Consider the following 19,296-nt stretch of genomic DNA (forward strand, 5'->3'; position numbering starts at 1 on the left):
GAGTGTGGAGAAGGAATTGAAGCTGCTGGATCTCAAGGCCCCGAAAACGACGGTGGAGCCGCGGCCTGCGCGGCAGGCGCCCCCCCTTGCCGAGTTCGAACTGCCCTTGCCCGCCCCTCTCGCCGGCTATGGCAGCTCGGCGCTTTTCTCGCTGCACGGCCGCCAGGACGGGCCGCTCATTGCCGTGCTCGGCGGCATCTCCGCCGACAGGTTTCCAGCCTTCTGTCCCGACGGGCGTCCGGGCTGGTGGCGCGGCCTTGCCGGCCCCGGCTGCGCCGTCGACCCTGCCCGCCACCGGATTCTCGGCATGGACTTCATTGCCGATCCCACCGGCGCGCGCGCCCCGGCGACGCACGAGCAGGCGGCGATCCTCTGCGCCGCGCTCGATTTTCTCGGCGTCGAGCGGGCGCATGCCGTCGTTGGCGCCTCTTATGGCGGCATGATCGCGCTCGCGCTCGGCCAGCATTTTCCCGAGAGGGTGGAGCGGCTGACCGTCGTCTCGGCCGACGCCCAGCCGCACCCAGCCTCGACCGCGGCGCGCGAACTGCAGCGGCGGATCGTCGCGCTGGGCCTCGAGACGGGGGACCCGGACGAAGCGTTGTCGATCGCTCGCGGTCTCGCCATGATGACCTATCGCACCCGCGAGGAGTTCGCCGAGCGGTTCGAGGGCGGGATCCCGAGCGAGCAGTGTCTCGACCGCTCCGAACCCGGCGCCTATCTGCGGGCCCGCGGCGCCGCCTTCGTCGCCCGGATGACTCCCCAGCGCTTCCTCAGCCTCTCCGCGTCGATCGACCGCCACAAGGTGGATCCGGCCCGGATCCGAGTCCCTGCCTTGCTGATCGGCGCCGATAGCGACCAGCTGGTTCCCGCCGCGCAGATGGAGAAGCTGGCCGCAGCCTTCGGAGGCCCTGCCGAACTTCGACTGCTGGCCTCCCTCTATGGGCACGACATGTTTCTCAAGGACAGCGACCGCGTCTCCGCCCTGGTCGATCCGTTCCTGAGGAAGGCGGCGTGACCGAAAAGCGCAGCCCCGCCACGATCGTCGCCACCGCCGGGACCCGCGCCGACTCCGGCCGCGCCAGCGTCACGCCGCCGATCTGGACCTCCGACACCTATCGATGGCCCGATTCCGACACCAAGCCGCCTTACGATTATTCGCGCACCGTCAATCCCAATCGCGACCTGCTCGCAGACGCCTTGGCGGAGCTCGAAGGGGCGAGCGGCGGCGCGGTCACCGGTTCCGGCCAGTCGGCGGCCCTGCTGGCACTGCTGCTCCTGCCGGCGGGCGCGCTCGTGGTCGGGCCGCACGATTGCTATGGCGGGACCTACCGGCTGATCAAGGGGCTGGAGGAGCAGGGAAAGCTCCGCGCGCTTTTCGTCGACCAGGCCGACGACGAAGCCGTCGGGGCGGCGCTGGCGAGGCAGCCGGCCTTGTTCTGGATCGAGACGCCCAGCAATCCGCTGCTCCGGATCGTCGACATCGAGAAGCGGGCCCGGGAGGCCAAGGCCGCCGGCGCGCTGGTGATCGCCGACAATACCTTGCCGACGCCGTGCCGCCAGCGGCCGATCGCGCTCGGCTGCGACCTGGTCATGCATTCGACCACCAAGGCGCTGAACGGCCATGCCGACCTGTTCGGCGGCGCGATCCTCGCCGCCGACCCGGCGCTGGTCGAGAAGATCCATTGGTGGGCCAATGCCGCCGGCCTCAGCGCCTCGGCGCAGGATGCCTGGCAGACGCTGCGCGGCCTGAGGACGCTGCCGCTGCGGGTCGACCGGCAGGAGGCGACCGCCCGCAAGCTGGCCGAGTGGCTGTCAGGCCATGAGCGCGTGCTGGAGATCCATTATCCGGGCCTCGACAGCTTCCCCCAGAAGGCGCTGGCCGACCGGCAGCAATCGGGTCCCGGCTTCATGATCAGCTTCCGAGTCAAGGGCGGCAACGCCGCGACCGGCGGCTTCCTCGCCGCGTTGGAGACCGTCACGCTCGCTTCGTCGCTGGGCGGCTTCGCGACCCTGATCTGCAAGCCCGCGACGATGACGCATCGCGGCATGCCGCCCGAAGCCCAGGCCGAGGCCGGAATCCATGGCGACCTGCTTCGGCTGTCGGTCGGCCTCGAGGAGCCCGAGGATCTGATCGCGGATCTGGAGCGGGGGTTCCAAACCTCGAAACGCGGAGCCTGAACCCGGATGTTCACCGATATCCAAGACCTGTCGACCGGACCCGAAGGCGGTCCGGCTGCGGAGCCGGCCCGCGACGGCCGTCCGTGGTTCGACGTCGCGCATGAGCTGGCGCGAACCGGACAATATGCCGACGTCGACGAGGTGGAAGCGGCGATCAGCGCGCGTGATCCCTCGCTCGTGCCCTCCCGCAATGCGATCGCACGCGACGCCATCGACATCGCCTGCCGGAGAATGCGGGACGAGGCCTGGTGGGCCTGATCCGCTCAACGGTGATCCGGGTTCACCGCCACGCATAGCTTCGCCAGCAGATCCGCCAGATGCCGCTGCTCCTCGTCGTTCAACCCGGCCAGCAACTCCGCCTCCACCGCCATATCCTCCCGAAACGCGGTCTCCGCCCGTTCCCGCCCCTCTTCCGTCAGCTGCACCGGCAAGCTGCGTCCGTCCTTCTCGGCCGCGCTGCGGACGACGAGGCCGGCTTGCTCGAGCCGGGCGAGCCGGTCGGTCAATCCTCCCGACGAGATCATCAGCGAGCGGTACAGCTCGGTGGGGCGCAGCCGGTAGGGAGGGCCGGACCGGAGCAGGGTTGCGAGCACGTCAAACTCGCCGCTGTCGAGGCCATGTCTTGCGAACACCGCCTCGATGGGCGGCCGTACCGCCAGCGTCAGCCAGCGCGCCCGGCCCAGGATCGCCATTCCGCGCGTATCGACGTCAGGAAGCTCGCGCGCCCACTGACGCCGTCGCTCGCCAACGTGATCGCTCGAAGCCTCCTCGTCGACGGCTTGTCTTGACATCAAGATAACTCCCGAGCTATATATCTCGGCATCGAGATAAACTGCTGGCGCGGCGCGCACAAGCGTCCGGCCGGCATCGAGACTCAAAGGCGAGGCCATGACCCTGAGAATCGAGCATGTGAATGTCACCGTCAGCGATCCCGAGCGCACCGCCAACTTGCTGAAGCAACTGTTCGGATGGAAGATCCGCTGGCAGGGGCCGGCGCGCGACAACGGACGGAGCATCCATGTCGGCACCGACGACCACTATGTCGCGCTCTATACAGGCGACAAGGAAGCCTATGGCCCCGACGATTTCGCCAAGGGCAAGCCGCTGAACCATATCGGGATCGAAGTGGACGATCTCGACGCCGCCGAGCGCCGCGTCGTCGCGGCGGGGCTGACACCCTTCAATCACGGGGACTATGAGCCCGGCCGCCGCTTCTATTTCCTCGATCCGGACGGGATCGAGTATGAACTCGTGAGCTATCGGTAGGCGCGGAATACCCGTTCGGCCTCAGCGGTGCCAGAGGCGGACCCCCTTCAGATCACCCAGTCGCCTTCATAGCTCGCGCTGGCGACGTCCAGCTCGGTCCCGGGCTTCTCCTCGCCTTCAGGCACGTCGAGCGCGACGAGGACGGTGACTCCGGCCCGGCTCATCAGCTTGGCAACCTCGCGCACGCGCCGGCGATTCTCGGCCTCGTCGGTGGGGCCCCCGCCAAGATCGCTGCTGAGGCCGTCGCGCAGCGCGGCGGCGTCGAGGATGAAGGTAGGGCGACCGCGCGCCTGCAGGCGCTGCTGCGCCCGGCGGGCGAAATCGCTCCGGCTCAATGCGGAAGCGCCGGTCAGCCAGATGATCCGGCCGGGATCGGCGACGTCGGCCCGGTCCGCGCCGTCCAGCAAGGTGCCGATCATTCCGGCAGCGACAGTGGCGTTGCTCGCCCGGTCGATCAGGATGAACCGGCCCAGCCGACGGCTTTCCGCATAAGGCGCCGCCGTGACGGCGCGGTCGAGCAGGACCTCGCAGCGCCCGATGTCGTTGAGCTCGAGCGCCCTTCCCTCGCCGGGCTCGAGCGTGACGCGATCGCGCGTGCCGTGAACCGCGGCGACGCTCGCCGACACGGTCTGTGTGCCGATCTTCAGCCAGTAGGCTCGCCCGGGCACCAGCGGCTCGCTTGCCATCCAGACGAGGGCCGCCTCGAAGCGGTCGGCGGTTGCCGGCGGCGCCTCCACGGCGGCGATGACGTCGCCGCGCGAGCAGTCGACTTCGTCGGCGAGGGTCAGGGTGACCGACTGCCCGGCCATGGCCGAATCCAGCTCGCCGTCGAAGGTCACGATTCGCTCGACCGACGTGCGCCGGCCGGACGGCAGAATCACCACCGGATCGCCCGGGCGGATACGACCGCCGGCGATCGTCCCGGCATAGCCGCGGAACGACTGGTTCGGCCGATTCACCCACTGAACCGGCATGACGAAGCCGTCGCGCTCGCCGGTGGCGGCACCGACAGGCACCTGTTCGAGATACTCGAGCAGGGTTGGGCCGTCATGCCAAGGCATGGCCGCGCTGCGCCGGGTGACGTTGTCGCCCGCGAGGCCGGAGACGGGGATGAAGGTGAAGCGTTCGATCCCGGCCTCGGCCGCGAAGGCGCGATAATCGGCGGCGATCTCGTCGAAGCGGGCCCGGTCGTAGCCGACCAGGTCCATCTTGTTCACCGCGACGACCAACTCCCTTATGCCGAGCAGGTCGGCGAGGACGCTGTGCCGCCGCGTCTGGGGCAGCACGCCCTTGCGCGCATCGACCAGGATGACGGCAAGGTCGGCGCTCGACGCGCCAGTCACCATGTTGCGCGTATATTGCTCATGGCCCGGGGCGTCGGCGACGATGAACTTGCGCTTGTCGGTCGCGAAGAAGCGGTAGGCGACGTCGATCGTGATGCCCTGCTCCCGCTCGGCGGCCAGGCCGTCGACGAGGAGGGCGAAATCGAGCCCCTCGGCCTGCGTCCCGACCTTCCGGCTCTCCGCCTCGAGCGCGGCGAGCTGGTCCTCGAACAGCATCTTCGAATCGTAGAGCAGCCGCCCGATCAGGGTCGACTTGCCGTCGTCCACCGAGCCGCAGGTCAGGAAGCGAAGCAGAGACTTGGCCTGGTTCGCGAGGAGATATTCCTCGACCTCGGCGGCGGCCGCGTCGCGTAGGACGGTCGCCATCAGAAATAGCCCTCCTGCTTCTTCTTTTCCATGCTCGCCGACTGATCGTGGTCGATCGCCCGCCCCTGCCGTTCGGACGTGACGGCGACGAGCATCTCCTTGATCACCTCCGGCAGGGTCGCGGCCTCGCTCTCGACCGCGCCGGTCAGCGGATAGCAGCCCAGGGTACGGAAGCGGATCCAACGCTCCACCGGCTTCTCGCCGGGGCGCAGCGGAAAGCGATCGTCGTCGACCATGAGGATCAGCCCGTCGCGCTCGACCGTCGGCCGCGGCGCGGCGAGGTAGAGCGGCACGATCGGGATGTTCTCGGTGTAGATATATTGCCAGATGTCGAGCTCGGTCCAGTTGGACAGTGGGAAGACCCGGATCGTCTCGTCTCTGGCCTTGCGGGCATTGTAGAGATCCCAAAGCTCGGGCCGCTGATTCTTCGGATCCCAGCGATGCTGCGCCGAGCGGAAGCTGAACACACGCTCCTTGGCGCGGCTCTTCTCCTCGTCCCGGCGAGCGCCGCCGAACGCCGCGTCGAAGCGGTGCAGATCGAGCGCCTGCTTCAGCCCTTCCGTCTTCCACAGGTCGGTATGGCGGCTGCCATGGTCGAACGGATTGATTCCCAGCCGCTCCGCCTCCGGATTGCGGTAGACGATCAGCTCCATGCCGCTTTCGCGGGCGACCCGGTCGCGCAGCGCGTACATGTCCCTGAACTTCCAGGTCGTGTCGACGTGGAGCAAAGGGAAAGGCGGCGGCGCCGGGAAGAAAGCCTTGCGGGCGAGGTGAAGCATCACCGCCGAATCCTTGCCCACCGAGTAGAGCATGACCGGGTTGTCGGTCTCGGCGACGACCTCGCGCATGATGTGGATGCTCTCCGCCTCCAGCTGCTGGAGGTGGGTGAGACCTGCGTCACGGGCGATCGGGAATTGGGCGGTCATCATGCGGCGCTCGACTGAATGGCTGCGGAAAGCTCGGAAGCGGGAAGCCCGCGCACCACCTCGCCGACGATGACGACGACCGGCGCGCCCGGGCGAAGGGTCTCGGCGAGGGCGGGCAGATCGACGAGCCTTCCCGCGACATGCTGCTGGGCGGGGAGCGTCGCCGAGGCGATGGCGGCGGCGGGGGTGTCGGGGCCGAGGCCGTGCGCCATCGCCGCGCGAACGAATTCGGCCAGGGTCCGGCGCGGCATGTAGAGCGCGGTAGTAGCCACCGGATCGGCGATCGACGCCCAGTCGAGGTCGCGCGGCAGCTTGCCGTCGGCGCCATGGCCGGTGACGAACTGGACCCGCCGCGCGCGCATCCGCTCGGTCAGCGAGAATCCCAAAGCGGCGGCGGCACCCTGAGCGGCGGAGATACCGGGAACGACCGAGACGTCGATCCCGGCGGCGCGGCATGCCTCGACCTCCTCGGTCGCGCGTCCGAAGATCAGGGGATCACCGCCCTTGAGGCGCACGACATTCTCGCCGGCTTGCGCAAGCTCGACGATCCGGCGGCAGATGTCCGACTGCCGCACCGACGGGCCGTGCCCGGCCTTGCCGACCGCGATCCGCACCGCCTCCCGCCGAGCCAATTCCAGCACCTCCGGGCCGACCAGATCGTCGAACAGGATGACGGTCGCCGACTGAAGCGCGCGAACCGCCTTCAGCGTGAGCAGCTCGGGATCGCCCGGCCCCGCGCCGACCAAAGTCACCCGCCCGCGCGGAGCCTCGCGCGCCACGTCCTCGAACAGGGCCTCACGATCAAATTCGCTTGGGGAGCGATCGACCTTTTCCCATGCCAGGCGGGTGAAACGCTCCCAGAAGCGGCGGCGGTCGGCGAAGGTCGCGAAGCGCGACTTGACCCGCGGACGCCAGGCCTGCGCGGCGCGGGCCCAACCCGAAAGGCCGAGCGGCAGCACGCTTTCGATCCGCGCCCGGATCGACTGGCCGAGCATCGGCGCGGCGCCGTCGGTCGAAATGGCCAGCACGACCGGCGACCGGTTGACGATCGTCCCGACCTGGAAATCGCAAAGCTCCGTCTGATCGATGACATTGACCGGCACGCGGCGGGCGCGGGCGGCTGCGACGAACCGCTCCGCCTCGCCTGGGTCGCCGAGGTCGCCAAAAGCCAGAACGGCGCCATCAAGGTCGGATTCGCGCCAGGCGCGCGGCTCCACCACGAGCCGGCCGGCCGGCGGATCGGCGGCCAGCGCGGCGAAATCGGCCGCGCCGTCGCCGGCGAGCACGAGAACGTCGGCGCCGGCCGCGGCGAGCAATTCAGCCTTCCACAAAGCGGGCGCGCCGCCGCCGGCGACCACCGTCTTGCGACCCTCCACCTTGTGGAACAAGGGCAGGTTTGGCAGCGCGGCGATGCGCGGCGGCCGCACTGCCTCCGGATTGCGGGTCTTGCTCATGCCGCTCTCACCAGTCGCCCGTTCGAGTCGACGTGGAGGCCGCATTCACGGCTGGCGTCATTCTCCCACCACCAGCGTCCGGCGCGCTCCGGCTCGCCGGGGCGGATGGCGCGCGTGCAGGGCTCGCAGCCGATCGACGGATAGCCGCGCGCGTGCAGCTTGTTGATCGGCACGTCCTCGGCCGCGACGTAGGCAGCCACCTGATCGCGGCTCCAGTCGAACAAGGGGGCGGCCTTGACGAGGCCGTAGCCTTCGTCCCAGGCGGCAGGAGGCACCGCCTCGCGGGTCGCGGACTGGTCGGCACGAAGCCCGGTTACCCAGGCCGCCGCGCCTTGAAGCGCGCGCTTCAGCGGCTCGACCTTGCGGATCTCGCAGCAGGCGAGCCGCGCGTCCTTCGATGCGTAGAAGCCGTCGAGGCCATTGGCCGCGACATAGGATTCCACCGCGGCGGGATCGGGCCGGAACGCGCGGACCGCCAGACCGTAGCGCGCCTCCGTCTGCTTCCACAGTTCGTAGGTCGAAGGGAAGAGCCGTCCGGTGTCGAGCGTGACCAGATCGATGTCCAGCCCGGCCGCGGCGATCATGTGCGTGATCGCCTGGTCCTCCAACCCGAAGCTGGTCGTGAACACGATGCGGCCCGGCACCTGCGCCCGCAGCGAAGCCAGGCGCTGTGCCGGATCCGCGCCAGCGATGAGGGGGATGATGTCGCGATTCATGCCGCCTCCGCCGCGGCCCGGCGCCGCTTGAAGATCGAGATCATACCGTCCTGGGTATCCTGATAGGTTTCGCCGATCAGCGCCGGTGCTTGCAGCCATTGGTCGATCGGCTGGCGCTGCGCCTGCGCCTCGCTGATCTCGACCTCATCGAAGCCGCAATGGAGCGCGAAGGCGAACTGGTCGGGGATGATCCAGCCGGATGCGCGCAGCGTGCCGGCGAAGCCCTGCTCGCGCAGCATCTTGCCGAGGCTGAAGCCGCGCCCGTCGTTGAAGCGCGGGAAAGCGATCGCGACGAAGTCTAGCCCGTCCTGCCAGGGCAGCAGCGCGTTCGGATGCACGTCGTTCGGCAGGTCGACGCCGATCCGCTGCCCGGGGCGGCGTGCACCCAGCACCGCCTCGACCTGATCGAACGGCACGATCGCCGCGCCGGCGGCGGCGTCGCGGGCCCAGGATTCCGGCTTCCAGCCGTTCCGGTCAAGCAGCGGCACGGGCAGGCTCCTTCGGCTGGAGAACAGGTTTGAACGGATCGAGCCCGACGCGGCGCACGGTGTCGATGAAAGACTCGCCATCGGCGTGACGGAGCTCGAGATAGGTGTCGACGATCCGCTCGATCGCATCGGGCACCTGCTCCGCGTCGATGCCGGGCCCGAGCCGCTCGCCGAGCGATGCCTCGTTCCCGGGATCGCCGCCGAGGGTGATCTGATAATTTTCGATCCCGGCCTTATCGAGGCCGAGAATGCCGATATGGCCGACATGATGGTGGCCGCAGGCGTTGATGCAGCCGGAAATCTTGATGCCGAGCGGACCGACAAGCTGCTGGCGGTCCGGGTCCGCGAAGCGCTTCGCGATCTCCTGGGCGATTGGAATCGAGCGGGCGGTCGCGAGCGAGCAATAGTCCATGCCCGGGCAGGCGATGATGTCGGTGACCAGGCCAGCATTGGCCGAGGCGAGGCCGGCTTCGACGAGAGCCGCCCAGACCTGCGGGACCTCGTCCAGCTTCACGTGCGGGAGCACGATGTTCTGGATGTGCGTGACCCGAAGCTCGTCGAGCGAGAAACGTTCGGCGATGTCGGCCAGGGCCCGCATCTGATCGGAAGTGGCGTCGCCCGGCGGCCCCCCGATCGGCTTCAGCGAGACAGTGACGGCGGTGTAGCCCGGCATCTTGTGCGGGTACAGGTTCACCCGGACGAAGCGCGCGAGATCGGGATCGCGCGCGGCGGCCTGATCGAGCACCGCCGAACCCTCCGGCAGCGCCTCGAACGCCGGCGGCGCGAAATAGGCGGCGATGCGCGCGAGCTCGGCAGGATCGACGTTGAGGCTCGGTCCGTCGAGGCGGGCATATTCCTCCTCCACGCGCGCGATGAACGCCTCGGCGCCGAGCTCGTGGACGAGGATCTTCACCCTCGCCTTGAACTTGTTGTCGCGCCGTCCTTCCAGGTTGTAGACGCGCATGATCGCTTCAAGATAAGCGAGCAACTCGTCTTTCGGCAGGAATTCGCGAACGGTCTTCCCGATCATCGGAGTCCGGCCGAGACCGCCGCCGACGATGATCCTGTAGCCGACCTCGCCCGCCGCGTTGCGGACGATGCGGATGCCGATGTCGTGCACCGCCACCGCCGCGCGATCCTCGGCCGAGCCGGTCACCGCGATCTTGAACTTGCGAGGCAGGAAGCTGAATTCCGGATGCAGGGTCGACCATTGCCTGATCAGCTCGGCGGTCGGCCGCGGATCCTCGACCTCGTCGGCGGCGACGCCGGCAAAATGGTCGGCGGTGACGTTGCGGATGCAATTGCCCGAGGTCTGGATGCAGTGCATCTGCACGTCCGCGAGCATCTCGAGGATGTCCGGCGCGTCGCGCAGCCGCGGCCAGTTATACTGGATGTTCTGGCGCGTCGTGAAATGGCCGTAGCCGCGATCGTAGCGATCGGCGATCAGGGCGAGCTGCCGCATCTGCCGCGAGTCGAGGGTGCCGTACGGGATCGCGACCCGCAGCATGTAGGCGTGCAGCTGCAGGTACAGGCCGTTCATCAGCCGAAGCGGAAGAAATTCCTCCTCGGTGAGCGAGCCGTCGATGCGCCGTCCAACCTGCTCGCGAAACTGCGCGACCCGCTGGCGCACGACCCGCTCGTCAAATTCGTCATACCGATACATGCTGCCGCTCCTGTCGCGCCTGCGGGCCCAGGTCGGTGCGGATGGTCGGGCCGCGGCTGCGTATCCGTTCGCGAACATGGCCTGGGACGAGGGCGCCGTCCGCGTCGATCCTGACCGTCATCAGATAAGGCGCGACCGGATCGCCCTTCGCCTCGGTTTCGGCGAGGATCGCCTCGAATTGTGCGGCCTGGGCCTCGTCGGCGGCGACCGCCGCCTCGTCCAACCCCCGCGCCCAGCCGGCGCCCGCATAGAAGACGACGTCGCCGTCGAGCAGATCGCTGGCGGTCAGCACCAAAGGCAGAGCAGCACGCTTTCCGGCGGCCATCGGCCGATCCTTTCGTTGCGTTGCGGCGATTTGGAAGATTATTCCGCATCCGCCACTTCGAGAGCAATCGCCTGCCGGTCCCTGACAGGCCGGGATTTCTCTCCTCGAAAGAGCTAAATATCCCCGCTTCTCGCGATCACAAGCATCGCGCCAAGAAAGCGCCAATGTTGCTTGGTGTCGCCAGCACGAGCAAGTTTCTTCCAAATCCTGCTTCGGCGGAAGATGATTGCGGGCGCGGCCCTCGAGCAGGTTCGCGGCGGCGCCTGCCGCACCGCAACAAGTATGACAAATACGTGAACATTTCACGTTGTGCAGTGCAGCAATCGGACGAACACTGACCCCGGTTCCGGAGAAAACGGCCTCAGCGGAATAGCGGCCTGAAGGGCATGACCTGCCCGCACGAGGGCGCCACCAGCGGGGGTACGGCCGGACCAGCGAAGGGAGAGCTACACAAGCCAATCATTCGGGGGAGCCTTCAAAAATGAGGAAGATAATGGTCCTGGCGACAGGCCTGGCGAGCCTGGCGTTCGCCGTGCCCGCCACGGCGGAAGATCTGGGCGGCGGCTTCAGCGTCAACGGCAGCACGACGATCGTGTCGGACTACCGTTTCCGCGGCATCTCGCAGTCCGACAAGCGCATCGCCCTGCAAGGCGGGCTCAGCGCCAGCCATGAAACGGGAGCCTATGTCTCGGTATGGGGATCCTCGATCGACGATTATGTCGCCAATGGCGGAGACGTCGAACTTGACCTGATCGCCGGCTATCGCCGCACGTTCGGCGGCACGACGGTCGATGTCGGAATCCTCTATTATTACTATCCGGGCGCCGGGAACGCGAACACCGACTTCGTCGAGCCCTATGTGTCCGTGGCGCACACCATCGGCCCGGTGACGGCAAAGGCGACCGCCAATTTTGCGCCGAGCCAATCGGCGCTCACCGTCGGCGCCGGCGACGAGGACAATCTGTATCTCGCCGGCGATCTCAGCATCGGAATCCCCAACACGCCGATCTCGCTCGCCGCCCATATCGGCCACAGCTTCGGGCCGAGCTATCTCACGATCGGCGACGAATATACCGACTGGAGCCTGGCGGCGAGCGCCACGTGGCGCAGCCTCACGTTCGGGCTCGCTTATGTCGACACCGACGGCACCGTCATCACGCCGAGCGGCCGCAACGCCAGCAAGGCCGGGGTCGTCGCCTCGGTCGGCGTTTCCTTCTGAACGGGAGAGGCGACATGAAACTGATCATCGCGATCATAAAGCCCTTCAAGCTCGAGGAAGTGCGCGACGCGCTCTCCGGGATCGGCGTCCAGGGCATGACCGTCACCGAGGTAAAGGGCTTCGGCCGCCAGAAGGGGCAGACCGAAATCTACCGCGGCGCCGAATACACCACCAACCTGATCCCCAAGGTGAAGGTGGAGATCGTCGTCTCGGACGATCTCGCGCCGCGAGTCACCGAAACGATCCAGCAGTCCGCCGCCACCGGGACGATCGGCGACGGCAAGCTCTTCGTGGTCGACGTCGCCCAGGCGGTCCGGATCCGGACCGGCGAGCTCGACGAATCGGCAATCTGACCGGGGGTAAAGACGATGAATTTATCGAGACTGTTGAGGGCGGCCACCCTGCTCGCAGCCCTTCCCGCGGCGACGCAGGCCGCCGCCGCAGCGCCCGCGCTGACGATCGACAAGGGCGACACCGCATGGATGCTCACCTCCACCGTGCTGGTTCTGGCAATGATCCTGCCGGGCCTCGCGCTGTTCTATGGCGGGCTGGTCCGCGCCAAGAACATGCTGTCCATCCTGACCCAGGTGCTCGGCATCACCGCGGTGGCGATCCTGGTCTGGGTCTGCTGGGGCTATTCGCTGGCCTTCGACGCGGGCGGAGCATTCTTTGGCGGGACCGCAAAGCTGTTTCTCGCCGGGATCACCGGGGACTCGGCGGCCGCGACGTTCAGCGACGGCGTGGGCATTCCGGAATTCGCCTTCGTCGCCTTCCAGATGACCTTCGCCGCGATCACCGCGGCGCTGATCGTGGGAGCACTTGCCGAGCGGGTGAAATTTTCGGCGATCATGGTCTTCACGACGATCTGGCTCACCATCGTCTATGCGCCGATCGCGCATATGGTCTGGGCGAGCGACGGGCTGATCTTCGGCTGGGGCGCGCTCGACTTTGCCGGCGGAACCGTCGTCCACATCAACAGCGGCGTGGCCGGCCTGGTCGGCGTGTTCTTCGCCGGCAAGCGGATCGGTTTCCTCAAGGAAGCCATGCCGCCCCACTCGATGGTGATGACCCTGATCGGCGCCAGCCTGCTCTGGGTCGGCTGGTTCGGCTTCAACGCCGGATCCAACCTGGAGGCGACCGGGGGCGCGGCGGTGGCGATGATCAACACCTTCGTCGCTCCGGCCGCGGCTGTGCTGACCTGGATGGTCGCCGAGCGGATCGTCTCGGGCAAACCGTCGCTGCTCGGCGGCGCCTCGGGCGCGGTCGCGGGCCTGGTGGCGATCACGCCGGCGGCGGGTACTTCGGGGGTGATCGGCGCGATCTTCCTGGGGGCGATCGCCAGCCTCGCCTGCTACGGCTTCGTCGGCACGCTCAAGCACAAGCTGAAGCTCGACGACAGCCTCGACGTGTTCGGAATCCACGGGATCGGCGGAATCGTCGGATCGATCGGAACGGGCATCGTCACCGCGCCGGCGCTCGGCGGGTTCGGGGCGGAGGATTATGCGATGGGCGGGCAGACGCTCATCCAGGTCAAGGCCGTGCTCGTGGCGATCGCCTGGTCGGCGATCGGATCGGCGATCGCTTATGCGGTGGTCAAATTCACGATCGGGCTGCGCGTCCGCGAGGAAGCGGAGCGCGAGGGTCTCGACCTCAACGAGCATGGCGAGCGCGCCTACAATATGTAGGATGAACCGGGGCGGGCCCGCCGTTTCCCCTGCCGGCCCGCCCCTCCCGATCCTTGTCGCGATGCTTCACGAACGGGCTCCGGCGAACCCCGGGCCCGTTCAAGTCTTCGCCTTGATACCGCGATGCGCTCCATCGCTTGGTCGATCCGCGTTCACCCCTGTATAGCCTCGCCATGGCCCCTCCCCTCCGCCCCGACCGATCGATCGCGCTGATCGGCCTCATGGGAGCGGGCAAGTCGAGCGTCGGCCGGCGACTTGCCCGGCGGCTGCGCCTGCCCTTCATCGATTCCGACGCCGAGATCGAGGAGGCGGCGGGCCTTGCCGTCGCCGAAATCTTCGCGCGCTACGGCGAGCCTTATTTCCGCGACGGCGAGCGGCGGGTGATCGCGCGGCTTGCGGCCGGCCCGCCCCGCATCATCGCGACCGGAGGCGGCGCGTTCGTGGATCCGGAGACGCGCGCACTGCTGCTCGAACGCTGCACGGTGATCTGGCTCAACGCCGGGATCGAGACGCTCGCCGAGCGGGTGGGCCGCAACGATTGCCGGCCCCTGCTCAGGGGCAAGGATCCGCACGCCTTGCTCGCCCAGCTCGCCGACGCGCGCAATCCGCTCTACGCCCAGGCCCATATCAGGGTCGAGAGCGACCGGGGCCCGGCCGAGCGGGTGGTCGACCGTATCCTCAGGGCTCTCAAGGCGCAGTCCCGCACCTCCCATTCGGAGGCCTAGCAGCCCGCCGGCCCTGCCCGGCCGGCTCGGCGAGACTCTAGCGCACGCCGAGCCAGGGCGGCAGGCGATCCGCCTCGATCAGGGCCTGGATGTCCTGTCGCGGCCGCACCAGCGCCCATTGATCGCCCGACACCATCACCTCCGGCGTCAGCGGACGGCTGTTATAGGTGCTGGCCATGGTCGCGGCATAAGCGCCCGCGGTGCGGAACACGACGAGATCGCCGGCCTCGACGGCGTCCATCTCCCGATTGGTGGCGAAGGTGTCGCCGCTTTCGCAGACCGGGCCGACGACATTGGCGCGCATCGCGCGGCCGTGCGGCCGCACCGCATCGATCGCGTGCCAGGCATCGTACAAAGCCGGGCGCATCAGATCGTTCATCGCCGCATCGACGATGACGAACGGCTCGGAAGCGCCGGGCTTCACCCGAATCACCCTGGAAAGCAGCACGCCGGCATTGCCGACGATCAGCCGCCCGGGCTCGAAGATCAGCCGCACGTCCCAGCCGCGGGTCAGCCGCGTCACCATCTCGCCGTAGAGCTCCGGGCTCGGCGGCAGCGGCAGCGACGGGTCGTAGGGCACGCCGAGCCCGCCGCCCAGATCGGCGTGGCTGATCGCGAGGCCGGATCCGCGCAGCTCGGCGATCAAGGTGCCGACCTTCTCGAACGCGGCGGCGAGCGGGCTCAGGTCGGTGAGCTGGCTGCCGATATGGACGGCGACGCCCTGGATGCGGAGGTTGGGAAGCGCGCGCGCCCGCGCATAGGCTTCGCCCGCCTGGCCGATCGGCACGCCGAACTTGTTGTGCGCCGCGCCGGTCGAAATCTTGGCATGGGTGCCGGAGGCGACGTCCGGGTTGACCCGGAAGGCGACCGGCGCCTCGAGTCGGATTTCGGCGGCGACGGCCGAGAGCATCTCCGCCTCCTCGACCGACTCCAGATTGAACTGGCACAGCCCGCCCGTGAGCGCCTGCGCCATCTCGTCGGCGGTTTTACCGACGCCGGAAAAGACGATGTTCCCTGCGGCGATGCCGGCCGCGCGGGCGCGGTGATATTCGCCGATCGAGACGATGTCGGCGCCGAGCCCCTCCTCCGCAAGCGTGGCCAGGACGGCGGCATTGGGGTTGGCCTTGACCGCATACGCGATCAGCGGGTCGCCCAGACCGGCCAGCGCCTCGCGGAACACGCGGACGTGGCGGCGGATGGTCGCCGCCGAGTAGACGTAGACGGGGGTGCCGACCGCCTCGGCGATGTCGGTCAGCGGAACGTCCTCGCAATGGAGGACGCCGTTCTTCAGGTCGAAATGGTCCATGGCTCGGCGGCCATACAGACTCACCGCACCGGGAGCCACCGCCTGGGGAGTATTTTTGTTGCGGTTGCGAAAGGATGTACGCTCTGGCCACGCACAGAGAGCGGCGGCGTCAGGCGACGGCCAGGTCCACCTTTTCCACCCATTCCGGAAAGAAGACCGGCTCGCGGTTCGACCAGCCCGGGGCCGTCGCGGCGCTTTCGCTGATCGACTGAAGCAGGCCGCGGCGGCGATCCGGGTGGATGTGTGGAAGCGCCGCAGCGGCACAGAAGGCTCCGGGCAACCACGGCCGCACCGCGGCGCCAACCAGACGCTCGTAGAGGAAGCGGTAGGCGCCGAACCCGTCCAGCCGGCCGGCACCGAGGTCAAAGGCGCTCAAGGTCACCAGCGGGGCCATGAGCGGCTCCATCTCCTCGATCCCGGCATCGTCGGGAATGCAGCCGCGCAGATCGTCGAGCCGGCGATAGTGGCGTGCCTGCTGGCAGATGTCGCCGGCCTCGCCGGGGTCGCGCGCCCAGCGCCGCACGGCGTCGCGCCGAGCAAGCCCGACATCGATCGAGCGGCGAATGTAGCGCTGCGCCGCCTTCGAGAAGCTCGCAAATTCGGAGATCTCGGCCAGATAGGCCTCACCCAACAACCGTTTCGCCGCCTCGGCCATGTTCCCCGCTCCGTCCGTTCCCCCAGATCCAGTAACGGCACCGCGCGGCGGCGCTTGAGCCAACCTGCCGACGATCCGCATTGCTGCGGTGCAACATGCCGGCACGAGGTGGGGTTGCCAAGGGGGCGTGACGGCCTGGCAGCACGAAATGTGCATCTTTGCGGGAGGAGAGTCGGCGGGACCGCGGGTCAGGCCGACACGAAGGTCCGGAATGTCGAGATCGGTATCAATCCGGATGCACGAAGCGTTGGGCCGGCCGTCAGCCAGCTACCTCCGCCACGATCTCATACGATCTCAGCCGCGCCGCATGGTCGTAGATCTGCGAGGTGATCATCAATTCGTCTGCGCCGGTGCGGTGGACGAAATCCTCGATCGCCGCCTTCACGGTCGCGGGCGCGCCGATCGCCGAGCAGGACAGGGCCTGATCGAGCATCGCCTTCGCCTGGGGCGGAAGCGACTCCTCATAGCCGGGCAAAGGCGGCTTGAGCTTTCCGGGATTGCCGGTGCGCAACGCGACGAAGGCCTGCTGGACCGAGGTGGCGAGCAGCCGCCCTTCCTCGTCGCTGCCGGCGGCGAAGGCGTTGAAGCCGAGCATGACATACGGCCGGTCGAGCTGCGCGGAAGGCTGGAAATTCGCACGATAGAGGCCGATCGCCGATTCCATCGCCGCCGGCGCGAAATGCGAGGCGAAGGCGTAAGGAAGGCCGAGCATGGCGGCGAGCTGCGCACCGAACAGGCTCGAGCCGAGAATCCAGACCGGCACCATCAGTCCCTCGCCTGGAACAGCGCGCACCTTCCTGCCGGCATCGTCCTGACCGCCGCTTTTGAAATAGTCCATCAGCTCGACGACGTCGCGCGGGAACTGGTTCTCGTCGGAGGCGAGGTTGCGCCGCAGCGCACGGGCGGCGGCCTGGTCGGTGCCCGGGGCCCGGCCGAGCCCGAGGTCGACGCGACCGGGGAAAAGCGATTCCAGCGTGCCGAACTGCTCGGCGATCACCAGAGGCGCGTGATTGGGCAGCATCACTCCACCTGCGCCGATGCGGATCGTGGAGGTTCCGGCGCCGACAAAGGCAAGCGCCACCGAGGTAGCGGCACTGGCGATGCCGGGCATGCTGTGGTGCTCGGCCATCCAGAAGCGGCGATAGCCGAGCCGCTCGCCGTGACGGGCGAGATCGAGGGCGTTGCGCAAGGCCGCGCCGGCGTCGCCGCCCTCGACGATGGGGGCAAGATCGAGAATCGAGAAAGGGATCATTTCGCAAAGATGGGGTCGCGGCCTCGAACCTTCCAGCCGCCGGGCGTGCATCGAAATTGGGCTCCGGACGTTGGCCCGAAGCAACAGTCAGGAGACAGCGTGATGACCGATCTCAGCGGAGTCCGCGAGCATATGGAAGTGATCGGCGCCGACGGCGTCCATATCGGGACAGTCGACCGGGTCGAAGGCGGCCGCATCAAGCTGACCAAGGCCGACAGCGGCTCGCATCCGGAGCACCATCATTATATCTCCGGCGGACTCGTCGCGGCGGTCGAGGGTGATCAGGTTCGCCTTTCGGCCAATGGCGACGCGGCGGTACTGCTCGAGGAAGAGGAGAGCGGCGCCGGCCTCGGCGAGGATTGAGCGGGAGCGCTTCCTTGCCCCCTCGTCATCCCCACGCAGGCTGGGATCCAAGCTGACTCTCTGCCGGCGCGGGTTCCGCTTGGATGCCAGCCTTCGCTGGCATGACGTACCGGGAGAGAGCGTCTTTCTTCCTTCCGGAGCTGCTGGCCTCATTCGTGCCGCAGCGCGTCGATCGGGTTCAGTGCGGCTGCGCGCCGGGCCGGAAAATAGCCGAAGACGATGCCGATCAGCGCCGAGACGCTGAACGCTATCAGGTTGATCTGCGGGTCGAACAAGAATGGCACCTGGATGACCGGCGCGAGAAAGAAGGTCACGACCAGTGCCAGGAGCAGCCCGATCAGCCCGCCCAGGCAAGCGAGCACGACCGCTTCGACCAGGAACTGCATGAGTACCTCGCTCGCCACCGCGCCGATGGCGAGGCGGATGCCGACCTCCCGGGTCCGTTCGGTCACCGACACGAGCATGATGTTCATGATGCCGATGCCCCCGACAATCAGGCTCACCGCCGCCACCGCCCCCATAACCGCGGTAAGGATCCGCGTCGTGCCCTGAAGGGTCTCGGAAATCTGTCGGGTGTCGAAAATGTTGAAATTGTCCTGTTCGCCGGGACCGATGCTGCGCCGCTCGCGAAGCAGCGTTTCGATCTGCGACTGGACCGAAGCGGTATCATAGGCATCGTCGACCGCGACCATGATGAATCGGATGTCGCGATTGCCGGAGAAGCGGCGCTGCACCGCCTTGATCGGCATCAGCACCACGTCGTCCTGGTCTTGGAAGCCGCCCTGCCCGCGCGCCGAAAGGGTGCCGATCACCTCGCAGGCGACATCCCGGATCCGGAAGCGCTCGCCGATCGGATCGTCGTTACGGAAGAGGTTTTGCCGGACGGTGTTGCCGATGACGCAGACGGCCTTGCCGGCCTGCTCCTCGGCGTCGTTCCAGACGCGGCCGGATTCGAGCTGCCATTGCTGGGCTGTGAAGAACTGGGTGGTCGTGCCGTTGATCGTCGTCTGCCAGTTGGCGGCATTGCGCACGGCCAGGGCCGAGGCCTGCGCCTGCGGCGCGACCGCGCGGACGCCGGCGATCTGTTCCTCGATCGCCTCCACATCCTCCATCGCGAAGTCGGGCGCCTGCGCTCCTCCGCCGCCCCGGCCGAAGCCCTGACCGGGGCGGATCTGCAGAATGTTGGCGCCGAGGCTGGAGATCTGCTCGGCGACGGCGGCGGTGGCGCCCTGACCGAGCGTCACCATGGTCACCACCGCGGCGACGCCGATGACGATTCCGAGAACGGTCAGGAAGGAGCGCAGCAGGTGCCGCCGGATTTCGCGGACGGCGAGGATGATGGTGGTGAAGAACATCAGCGGGCTTT

The 19,296-nt window shown here is 67.9% G+C and carries 21 protein-coding genes; 9 read left to right on the forward strand and 12 right to left on the reverse strand.

Annotation, left to right across the window (positions count from 1 at the left end; genetic code table 11):
- Window positions 1-16: 16 nt before the first annotated feature.
- From EKM57_RS14040 to EKM57_RS14050, 3 genes are read left to right on the forward strand one after another with little or no spacing between them, the layout of a single operon-like run.
- The gene (locus tag EKM57_RS14040) at window positions 17-1,015 is read left to right on the forward strand and encodes a homoserine O-succinyltransferase (protein WP_165357448.1); all 999 of its coding nucleotides are present in this window, start codon (window positions 17-19) and stop codon (window positions 1,013-1,015) included.
- A complete protein-coding gene (locus EKM57_RS14045) occupies window positions 1,012-2,178 on the forward strand; it encodes a PLP-dependent aspartate aminotransferase family protein (protein ID WP_129793130.1) in 1,167 nt (388 codons plus the stop codon). Before EKM57_RS14040 ends, EKM57_RS14045 begins: the two co-directional genes overlap by 4 nt.
- 6 nt (window positions 2,179-2,184) lie before the next feature.
- A complete protein-coding gene (locus EKM57_RS14050) occupies window positions 2,185-2,436 on the forward strand; it encodes a hypothetical protein (protein ID WP_129793131.1) in 252 nt (83 codons plus the stop codon).
- Between the two features lie 5 nt (window positions 2,437-2,441).
- On the opposite strand, the gene EKM57_RS14055 is transcribed toward EKM57_RS14050, so the two are convergent.
- Complete coding sequence (locus EKM57_RS14055; RefSeq protein WP_129793132.1) at window positions 2,442-2,969, reverse strand: MarR family winged helix-turn-helix transcriptional regulator; 528 nt, start codon at window positions 2,967-2,969, stop codon at window positions 2,442-2,444.
- Between the two features lie 97 nt (window positions 2,970-3,066).
- Here EKM57_RS14055 and EKM57_RS14060 point away from each other — a divergent pair, with 97 nt between their 5' ends.
- On the forward strand, window positions 3,067-3,444 hold the full coding sequence (locus tag EKM57_RS14060; protein WP_129793133.1) for a VOC family protein: 378 nt from the start codon (window positions 3,067-3,069) through the stop codon (window positions 3,442-3,444).
- Window positions 3,445-3,491: 47 nt separating this feature from the next.
- On the opposite strand, the gene cysN is transcribed toward EKM57_RS14060, so the two are convergent.
- Genes cysN through EKM57_RS14095 form a run of 7 tightly spaced genes read right to left on the reverse strand, consistent with a single transcriptional unit; the run spans window position 3,492 to window position 10,725 of the window.
- The gene (gene cysN / locus EKM57_RS14065) at window positions 3,492-5,153 is read right to left on the reverse strand and encodes a sulfate adenylyltransferase subunit CysN (protein WP_129793134.1); all 1,662 of its coding nucleotides are present in this window, start codon (window positions 5,151-5,153) and stop codon (window positions 3,492-3,494) included.
- Window positions 5,153-6,079, reverse strand: a complete 927-nt coding sequence (gene cysD / locus EKM57_RS14070) for a sulfate adenylyltransferase subunit CysD (protein WP_129793226.1) — start codon at window positions 6,077-6,079, stop codon at window positions 5,153-5,155. Before cysD ends, cysN begins: the two co-directional genes overlap by 1 nt.
- Window positions 6,079-7,533 (reverse strand): siroheme synthase CysG, encoded by a 1,455-nt coding sequence (cysG, locus tag EKM57_RS14075; RefSeq protein ID WP_165357450.1) that lies wholly within the window; start codon window positions 7,531-7,533, stop codon window positions 6,079-6,081. Before cysG ends, cysD begins: the two co-directional genes overlap by 1 nt.
- Entirely contained in the window at window positions 7,530-8,249 is a 720-nt protein-coding gene (locus EKM57_RS14080) for a phosphoadenylyl-sulfate reductase (RefSeq protein ID WP_129793136.1), read from the reverse strand. Before EKM57_RS14080 ends, cysG begins: the two co-directional genes overlap by 4 nt.
- A complete protein-coding gene (locus EKM57_RS14085; protein ID WP_165357452.1) occupies window positions 8,246-8,737 on the reverse strand; it encodes a DUF934 domain-containing protein in 492 nt (163 codons plus the stop codon). The genes EKM57_RS14080 and EKM57_RS14085 overlap by 4 nt, the downstream gene beginning before the upstream one ends.
- Window positions 8,724-10,400, reverse strand: coding sequence for a nitrite/sulfite reductase (locus EKM57_RS14090; RefSeq protein WP_129793138.1), 1,677 nt, complete (start codon window positions 10,398-10,400; stop codon window positions 8,724-8,726). The genes EKM57_RS14085 and EKM57_RS14090 overlap by 14 nt, the downstream gene beginning before the upstream one ends.
- A complete protein-coding gene (locus EKM57_RS14095; protein WP_129793139.1) occupies window positions 10,387-10,725 on the reverse strand; it encodes a DUF2849 domain-containing protein in 339 nt (112 codons plus the stop codon). The genes EKM57_RS14090 and EKM57_RS14095 overlap by 14 nt, the downstream gene beginning before the upstream one ends.
- A 481-nt stretch (window positions 10,726-11,206) precedes the next feature.
- Between EKM57_RS14095 and EKM57_RS14100 the strand changes: the two genes are divergently transcribed.
- From EKM57_RS14100 to EKM57_RS14115, 4 genes are all read left to right on the forward strand, one after another.
- Window positions 11,207-11,944 carry a TorF family putative porin gene (locus tag EKM57_RS14100; protein ID WP_129793140.1) on the forward strand — a complete coding sequence of 246 codons (738 nt, stop codon included), beginning with the start codon at window positions 11,207-11,209 and terminating at the stop codon, window positions 11,942-11,944.
- A gap of 14 nt (window positions 11,945-11,958) precedes the next feature.
- Window positions 11,959-12,297, forward strand: coding sequence for a P-II family nitrogen regulator (locus EKM57_RS14105; protein ID WP_129793141.1), 339 nt, complete (start codon window positions 11,959-11,961; stop codon window positions 12,295-12,297).
- Between the two features lie 15 nt (window positions 12,298-12,312).
- Window positions 12,313-13,629 (forward strand): ammonium transporter, encoded by a 1,317-nt coding sequence (locus tag EKM57_RS14110; protein WP_129793142.1) that lies wholly within the window; start codon window positions 12,313-12,315, stop codon window positions 13,627-13,629.
- Window positions 13,630-13,802: 173 nt separating this feature from the next.
- Window positions 13,803-14,354, forward strand: a complete 552-nt coding sequence (locus tag EKM57_RS14115; RefSeq protein WP_129793143.1) for a shikimate kinase — start codon at window positions 13,803-13,805, stop codon at window positions 14,352-14,354.
- Between the two features lie 37 nt (window positions 14,355-14,391).
- Here the strand turns inward: EKM57_RS14115 and lysA are convergent, their stop codons facing one another.
- The 3 genes from lysA to EKM57_RS14130 form a co-directional block, all read right to left on the reverse strand.
- Window positions 14,392-15,660, reverse strand: coding sequence for a diaminopimelate decarboxylase (gene lysA, locus EKM57_RS14120; RefSeq protein WP_129793144.1), 1,269 nt, complete (start codon window positions 15,658-15,660; stop codon window positions 14,392-14,394).
- Between the two features lie 109 nt (window positions 15,661-15,769).
- A complete protein-coding gene (locus tag EKM57_RS14125) occupies window positions 15,770-16,315 on the reverse strand; it encodes a hypothetical protein (protein ID WP_129793145.1) in 546 nt (181 codons plus the stop codon).
- 259 nt (window positions 16,316-16,574) lie between these two features.
- Entirely contained in the window at window positions 16,575-17,567 is a 993-nt protein-coding gene (locus EKM57_RS14130) for an LLM class flavin-dependent oxidoreductase (protein ID WP_129793146.1), read from the reverse strand.
- A 102-nt stretch (window positions 17,568-17,669) separates the two neighbouring features.
- Here EKM57_RS14130 and EKM57_RS14135 point away from each other — a divergent pair, with 102 nt between their 5' ends.
- On the forward strand, window positions 17,670-17,930 hold the full coding sequence (locus tag EKM57_RS14135; RefSeq protein ID WP_129793147.1) for a DUF2171 domain-containing protein: 261 nt from the start codon (window positions 17,670-17,672) through the stop codon (window positions 17,928-17,930).
- Between the two features lie 149 nt (window positions 17,931-18,079).
- On the opposite strand, the gene EKM57_RS14140 is transcribed toward EKM57_RS14135, so the two are convergent.
- Window positions 18,080-19,285: an ABC transporter permease gene (locus EKM57_RS14140; protein ID WP_129793227.1), complete on the reverse strand. Its 1,206-nt coding sequence runs from the start codon at window positions 19,283-19,285 to the stop codon at window positions 18,080-18,082.
- Between the last annotated feature and the right edge of the window lie 11 nt (window positions 19,286-19,296).

Origin of the sequence: Sphingosinicella sp. CPCC 101087, assembly GCF_004151485.1 — a bacterium.
In the GTDB taxonomy this organism is placed as follows: Bacteria; Pseudomonadota; Alphaproteobacteria; order Sphingomonadales; family Sphingomonadaceae; genus Allosphingosinicella.

What these genes read in the sequence shown, in the direction of transcription:
- EKM57_RS14090 (WP_129793138.1), bottom strand. Translation starts at nt 10,400, where the DNA reads ATGTATCGGTATGACGAATTTGACGAGCGGGTCGTGCGCCAGCGGGTC.
- cysD (WP_129793226.1), bottom strand. Translation starts at nt 6,079, where the DNA reads ATGACCGCCCAATTCCCGATCGCCCGTGACGCAGGTCTCACCCACCTC.
- EKM57_RS14110 (WP_129793142.1), top strand. Translation starts at nt 12,313, where the DNA reads ATGAATTTATCGAGACTGTTGAGGGCGGCCACCCTGCTCGCAGCCCTT.
- cysN (WP_129793134.1), bottom strand. Translation starts at nt 5,153, where the DNA reads ATGGCGACCGTCCTACGCGACGCGGCCGCCGCCGAGGTCGAGGAATAT.
- EKM57_RS14130 (WP_129793146.1), bottom strand. Translation starts at nt 17,567, where the DNA reads ATGATCCCTTTCTCGATTCTCGATCTTGCCCCCATCGTCGAGGGCGGC.
- EKM57_RS14135 (WP_129793147.1), top strand. Translation starts at nt 17,670, where the DNA reads ATGACCGATCTCAGCGGAGTCCGCGAGCATATGGAAGTGATCGGCGCC.
- cysG (WP_165357450.1), bottom strand. Translation starts at nt 7,533, where the DNA reads ATGAGCAAGACCCGCAATCCGGAGGCAGTGCGGCCGCCGCGCATCGCC.
- EKM57_RS14105 (WP_129793141.1), top strand. Translation starts at nt 11,959, where the DNA reads ATGAAACTGATCATCGCGATCATAAAGCCCTTCAAGCTCGAGGAAGTG.
- EKM57_RS14050 (WP_129793131.1), top strand. Translation starts at nt 2,185, where the DNA reads ATGTTCACCGATATCCAAGACCTGTCGACCGGACCCGAAGGCGGTCCG.
- lysA (WP_129793144.1), bottom strand. Translation starts at nt 15,660, where the DNA reads ATGGACCATTTCGACCTGAAGAACGGCGTCCTCCATTGCGAGGACGTT.
- EKM57_RS14125 (WP_129793145.1), bottom strand. Translation starts at nt 16,315, where the DNA reads ATGGCCGAGGCGGCGAAACGGTTGTTGGGTGAGGCCTATCTGGCCGAG.
- EKM57_RS14140 (WP_129793227.1), bottom strand. Translation starts at nt 19,285, where the DNA reads ATGTTCTTCACCACCATCATCCTCGCCGTCCGCGAAATCCGGCGGCAC.
- EKM57_RS14055 (WP_129793132.1), bottom strand. Translation starts at nt 2,969, where the DNA reads ATGTCAAGACAAGCCGTCGACGAGGAGGCTTCGAGCGATCACGTTGGC.
- EKM57_RS14115 (WP_129793143.1), top strand. Translation starts at nt 13,803, where the DNA reads ATGGCCCCTCCCCTCCGCCCCGACCGATCGATCGCGCTGATCGGCCTC.
- EKM57_RS14060 (WP_129793133.1), top strand. Translation starts at nt 3,067, where the DNA reads ATGACCCTGAGAATCGAGCATGTGAATGTCACCGTCAGCGATCCCGAG.
- EKM57_RS14100 (WP_129793140.1), top strand. Translation starts at nt 11,207, where the DNA reads ATGAGGAAGATAATGGTCCTGGCGACAGGCCTGGCGAGCCTGGCGTTC.
- EKM57_RS14095 (WP_129793139.1), bottom strand. Translation starts at nt 10,725, where the DNA reads ATGGCCGCCGGAAAGCGTGCTGCTCTGCCTTTGGTGCTGACCGCCAGC.
- EKM57_RS14080 (WP_129793136.1), bottom strand. Translation starts at nt 8,249, where the DNA reads ATGAATCGCGACATCATCCCCCTCATCGCTGGCGCGGATCCGGCACAG.